Genomic DNA, 5394 nt, shown 5'->3' on the forward strand with positions numbered 1-5394 from the left:
GCCGCCTGCTGGCGACGGGGGCGTCGAGAGTCGCGCGCGACGGGCGCTCAGATGCCGATGCGTCCCTCGACGGCTCCGAGCCCGATGTCGGTGCGGAAATGCCCGCCGGGCAACCGGATCGCGTCGAGGGTGGCGTAGGCATCGTCGCGGGCGGCGGTCAGGTCCGCCCCGGTGCCGACGACGCTGAGCACGCGGCCACCGGCGGAGACCAGTGCCCCGTCGGCGTCGAGCGCGGTGCCGGCGTGCAGGACGCCGCCCGCGTCGGCGCCGGTGATCTTGTCCCCGGTGCGCGGGGTGCCCGGGTAGTTCTCGGCGGCGAGCACCACGGTCACCGCCGAGCCGTCCGCCCAGCGGGGTGCGGCGACCGCGGCCAGGGTCCCGGTCGCGGTGGCGTTCAGCAGCTCGCCGAGCGGGGACTCGAGCAGCGCGAGCACCGCCTGCGTCTCCGGATCGCCGAAGCGGCAGTTGAACTCGACGACCGCCGGTCCCTCCTTGCCGATCGCGAGGCCGGCGTAGAGCAGGCCGGAGAAGGTGCTGCCGCGGCGGACCAGTTCGGCGGCGACCGGCTTGACCACGTCGTCCACGATCGCGGTCACCGTCTCGGCGGGCAGCCAGGGCAACGGCGTGTAGGCACCCATGCCGCCGGTGTTCGGTCCGGTGTCGCCGTCGCCGACCCGCTTGTGGTCCTGGGCGGGCAGCAGCGGGACAACGGTCTCGCCGTCGACGAGGCAGAACAGCGACACCTCGGGCCCGTCCAGGAACGACTCGAGCAGCACCGGGTGACCGGTCTCGAGCAGTTCGGCGGCGTGCTCGCGCGCGGCGTCACGGTCGGTGGTCACGACAACGCCCTTGCCCGCGGCGAGGCCGTCGTCCTTGACCACCCAGTTGGGGCCGAAGCGGTCGAGCGCCTCGTCCAGATTGGCCGGGTTGTCCACGACCTCGCTGTGCGCGGTGCGCACCCCGGCCGCGGCCATGACGTCCTTGGCGAACGCCTTGGACCCCTCGATCCGGGCCGCGTCCGCGGACGGTCCGAAGCAGGCGATCCCGGCTGCGCGCACCGCGTCGGCGACGCCGACCACCAGCGGCACCTCGGGGCCGATCACCACCAGGTCCGCCTCGACCTGCTGCGCGAGCGCGACGACGGCCTCGCCGGACGCGACGTCGACGGGATGCTGCTCGGCGATCTTCGCGGTCCCGGCGTTGCCGGGGGCGCAGATCAGCGCCGTCACAGCCGGGTCGCGGCCGAGGGCGAGGAGCAGGGCATGTTCACGGGCACCGGAGCCGATAACGAGTACGCGCACGGGCCTCAGACTACGTTCCGGCCTGCACCCGCGGCGCGGTCAGGTCGTACAACGTGACCCCGCCGACAGTGGCGGCGGTGAAGTTCTCCGACACCCACGTGCTGATCGAGGACGCCGTGCCCGACCCGCCCATGCCTCCACCCATCCCGCCTCCGGCGATGAAGTAGTGGATCCTGCCCTCCTCGACATACTGCTGGAACTGCGCCAACGTGGGCGAGGGATCGCTGCCGTTGAAGCCGCCGATCGGCATGACCGGCTTCTCGGTGGCCAGCTGGTACCCGGACGCGTTGTTGGACCCGATGGCCGCGGCGACCCAGGTGTAGCGATCGGCACCGGACGCGAGCAGCGCGGACAGCTCGGAGCTCGGGGTGCTGCCCTCGAGCAGCCCTCCCCCGCCGCCACCGAAACCGCCCGGTCCCCCGGCCGCACCGGCGCCCGTTCCCGTGCCGCGGCCGTCCGCCGCCTGACCGGGCGCACCCGGCATCGCACCCGATCCGCCCGGGCGCATGCCGCCGGGCATCCGGCCGCCCGCAGCGTGCGGCGCCTGGCCCGCCTGCCCGCCGGGCAACTGAGCGCCCGGCCCGCCCTGCATCTGGGCTCCCGGTCCCATGCCCGCGAAGTCCCAGCGGCCGCCCGGACCACCGTGCCCGCCGAACATGCCACCGGTGTTCGGTCCGGCGGAGACGATCGAGCCGCGATGCGGCGTCGCGATGGTGTCCACCGCGTAGGCGGTCGGTCCCGCCAGCCCCGCGACGACCGCCGCCAGGGCCACTCCCGCGGCCAGCCGTCCGGTCAGCCGTGGCGCGAGCATCGCGACGGCGACGAGCACCCCGACCACCAGCACGACCCAGCGCAGCCAGGGCACGAAGGATTCGCTGCGGCCGAGCAACTGCCACGACCACCCGGCGGTGACCAGCACGGTCACCGCGAGCACGACGCGCACCCAGGGGTTCTCGCGGCGCCGCCAGGCGGACACCGCACCCGCGCCGACGAGCGCACCGATCATCGGGGCCAGCGCCACCGTGTAGTACGAGTGGAAGATGCCCGCCATGAAGCTGAAGACCAGGCCGGTCGTGAGCAGCCAGGTGCCGAAGAGCACGAACGTCGCCCGCTTCGGGTCGATCCGGGCAACCCTGCCGCGCAGCACAATTCCGAGCACGCCGAGGATCAGCGCGGCCGGGATCAGCCAGGCGATCTGACCGCCCTGCGCCGACTCGAACATGCGGGTGATGCCGGTGCTCCCCCACATGCCGCCCCCGCCGGGCCCGCCGGGCGGCAGGCCGCCGGGCATCGCGGCACCGGGGCTGGCCCCGCCCGCGGTCGCCTCCGCGAGCGCGCCGAAGGATCGACCGCCCCCGACGCTGCCGCGCTCGTTGCCGTTGAGCCGGCCGAGCCCGTTGTAGCCGAACGTGAGCTCGAGAATCGAGTTCTCCTGCGAGCCACCGATCCACGGCCGCGAGTTCGTGGGCCACAGTTCCACGGCCAGCAGCCACCAGCCCGCCGCGACGACCATCGCGGCCAGTGCCGCGAACAGCTGGGCGATCCGCCTGCCGAGCCGCGGAGGCCCGAACAGCAGGTAGGTGAGCGCGAGCGGCGGCACCACCAGCATCACCTGCAACTGCTTGGTGAGGAAGCCGAACCCGACGAAGACGCCGGTCAGCACCAGCCACCGGGTCCGCCCGTCCTCGACGCCGCGCAGCAGCGCCCACGCCGCCGCGAGGGTGAGCAGCACCAGCAGTGCGTCGGGGTTGTTGAAGCGGAACATCAGGACTGCCACCGGCGTCAACGCCAGTACCAGTCCCGCGAGGAGCCCGGCGGCCGCACCGAAGTACCGGCGGACCGTCGCCCACAGCAGGGCGACGGAAGCGACACCCATCAGCGCCTGCGGTACCAGGATCGCCCACGAGCTGAGCCCGAAGGCCCGCACCGACAGCGACATCAGCCAGAGCGAGGCGGGCGGCTTGTCCACGGTGATCGAGTTCGCGGCATCCGACGAGCCGAAGAAGAAGGCCTTCCACGACACCGAACCCGCCTGCACCGCAGCGGAATAGAACGAGTTTGCCCAACCGGAGGCACCGAGACCCCACAGGTATGCGACTGCGGTTCCGATCAGCAGGACCGCGACCGCCCAGGGCTCCCAGTCGCGGCGCGTCGTCACCTCCTCCGCGGTCGGTGCGTCCGGCGCGGCGGCACCGGAATACGCCGCATCGGTGTCGATCTCGGCCGTGGTCACAGGTCAACTCCCTTGTCGTGGTTGCGGAACACCCATCGCAGGGCGATGAAACGGGTCAGCGTGGCAACGAGATTGGCGATCACCAGCACGGCCAGCTCGAGATGCTTGGAGACGTCGGGCCGCGTCGTGTGCAGGACGAACAGCGACCCGCTGGTGAGCAACAGGCCGAACGCGAACACCGCGAGGCCCTGCAGCTGATGCTTGGCCGCGCCCTCCGGGCCGCGGACGCCGAACGTGAACGCCCGGTTCGCCGCCGTGTTGAAGATCGCCGTCGCGAGCAACGCGACGAAGTTCGCGGCCTGCGCCCCGAACAACGGGTGCAGCAGCAGGTACAGCAGCGCGTAGGCGATGGTGGACACCACGCCGATCACCGCGAACCGGACCAGCTGTCCGACCATGCCGTGCGGCACCCCCGGCACCAACGGTTCCCGGCCGAGGCTGGTGCGCAGCGCCGCGACCGGCAGCGAGCCGGTCGCCAGCGCGCGGCCCACCCGCAGCACGCCCTTGAGGTCGGCGACCGCGGTCGAGACGATGTCGACCGTGCTGTCCGGGTCGTCGACCCAGTCCACCGGCACCTCGTGGATGCGCAGGCCGACCCGCTCGGCGAGCACCAGGAGCTCGGTGTCGAAGAACCAGCCGGTGTCCTCCACCAGCGGCAGCAGCTGACGGGCGACGTCGGTCCGCATCGCCTTGAATCCGCACTGGGCGTCGGAGAACTTCGCCCGCAGCGCGCCGCGCAGGATGAGGTTGTAGCAGCGGGAGATCACCTCCCGCTTCGGCCCGCGGACCACCCGCGAGGAACGGGTGAGCCGCGTCCCGATCGCGACGTCGGAGTGCCCCGACACCAGCGGCGCCACCAACGGCAACAGCGCATTGAGGCCGGTGGACAGGTCGACGTCCATGTACGCGACGACCTCCGCGTCCGAGGCACTCCACACGGTCCGCAGGGCCCGGCCGCGCCCCTTCTCGTCGAGGTGCACCACGCGGACGGAGTCGAACTCCTCCGCCAGCCGGTTCGCGACCGCGAGCGTCGCGTCGGTGCTGGCGTTGTCCGCCACGGTGATCCGGCTCGGGTAGGGGACGGATCCGTCCAGGTACTCGCGCAGCCTGCGCACGCAGCGCTCGAGGTCGCGCTCCTCGTTGTACACCGGGATCACCACGTCCAGCGTCACGGTCGCCACGTCGCGGGGCGCCGCGGTCTCGGGGCGTCCGACAGCGCCTCCGACAAGCGAGTTCGTCATGAGGATCACCCTGTCGGCGGAACCTGGGGCCTGACTGGAGTGCAGCTGGCAACTTCCTGTGCGCTCCGCGCAGTGGTGTGCTTAGGGATGCCGGGGCCTCCGTAAGCACACCACTGCGGCGAAGCCGCATACTGGCTGCCATGGCATCCGTGTTCAGCATGATCATCGCCGGCGAGCTGCCGGGCCGGTTCGTCTGGGAGGACGAGGACGTTGTCGCCTTCCTGACCATCAATCCGATCACCCAGGGCCACACCCTGGTGGTCCCCCGCGCCGAGATCGACCAGTGGCAGGACCTCGACGGCGAGGTGTTCGCCAAGTGCACCCGCGTCGCGCAGATCCTCGGCAAGGCGGTCCGGCAGGGATTCGACGCACCCCGCGCCGGCCTGCTCATCGCCGGCCTGGAGGTGCCGCACCTGCACCTGCACGTGTTCCCGGCCTACAGCCTCGGCGACTTCAACATCTCCGGCGCCGACCCGAACCCGTCGCCGGAGTCCCTCGACGAGGCTCAGGCCACCATCAAGGCCGCCCTGCGCGAGCTCGGGCACGGCGCCAACGTTCCCGCCTGACCCGCACCCACTCCGCGTGCGGCCGGACCCCGCCGCACGCAGCACGCGAACCC

At 72.2% G+C, this 5394-nt stretch carries 4 protein-coding genes; 1 reads left to right on the forward strand and 3 read right to left on the reverse strand.

The genetic code is table 11. The annotated features are described in order from the left end of the window. Nucleotides 1–47 precede the first annotated feature (47 nt). From purD to ACFXGJ_RS23920, 3 genes are read right to left on the reverse strand one after another with little or no spacing between them, the layout of a single operon-like run. On the reverse strand, nt 48–1301 hold the full coding sequence (purD, locus tag ACFXGJ_RS23910) for a phosphoribosylamine--glycine ligase (protein WP_378625747.1): 1254 nt from the start codon (nt 1299–1301) through the stop codon (nt 48–50). Nucleotides 1302–1311: 10 nt separating this feature from the next. Next, nucleotides 1312–3534 carry a glycosyltransferase family 39 protein gene (locus ACFXGJ_RS23915; RefSeq protein ID WP_378625748.1) on the reverse strand — a complete coding sequence of 741 codons (2223 nt, stop codon included), beginning with the start codon at nt 3532–3534 and terminating at the stop codon, nt 1312–1314. Continuing rightward, a complete protein-coding gene (locus ACFXGJ_RS23920) occupies nt 3531–4775 on the reverse strand; it encodes a glycosyltransferase (RefSeq protein ID WP_378625749.1) in 1245 nt (414 codons plus the stop codon). Before ACFXGJ_RS23920 ends, ACFXGJ_RS23915 begins: the two co-directional genes overlap by 4 nt. 140 nt (nt 4776–4915) lie before the next feature. Between ACFXGJ_RS23920 and ACFXGJ_RS23925 the strand changes: the two genes are divergently transcribed. After that, nucleotides 4916–5341 carry an HIT family protein gene (locus tag ACFXGJ_RS23925; RefSeq protein WP_378425612.1) on the forward strand — a complete coding sequence of 142 codons (426 nt, stop codon included), beginning with the start codon at nt 4916–4918 and terminating at the stop codon, nt 5339–5341. Nucleotides 5342–5394: the final 53 nt, after the last annotated feature.

Source organism: Rhodococcus sp. NPDC059234 (assembly GCF_042754225.1).
GTDB lineage: Bacteria > Actinomycetota > Actinomycetes > Mycobacteriales > Mycobacteriaceae > Rhodococcus_G.

What these genes read in the sequence shown, in the direction of transcription:
- ACFXGJ_RS23920 (WP_378625749.1), bottom strand. Translation starts at nt 4,775, where the DNA reads ATGACGAACTCGCTTGTCGGAGGCGCTGTCGGACGCCCCGAGACCGCG.
- ACFXGJ_RS23925 (WP_378425612.1), top strand. Translation starts at nt 4,916, where the DNA reads ATGGCATCCGTGTTCAGCATGATCATCGCCGGCGAGCTGCCGGGCCGG.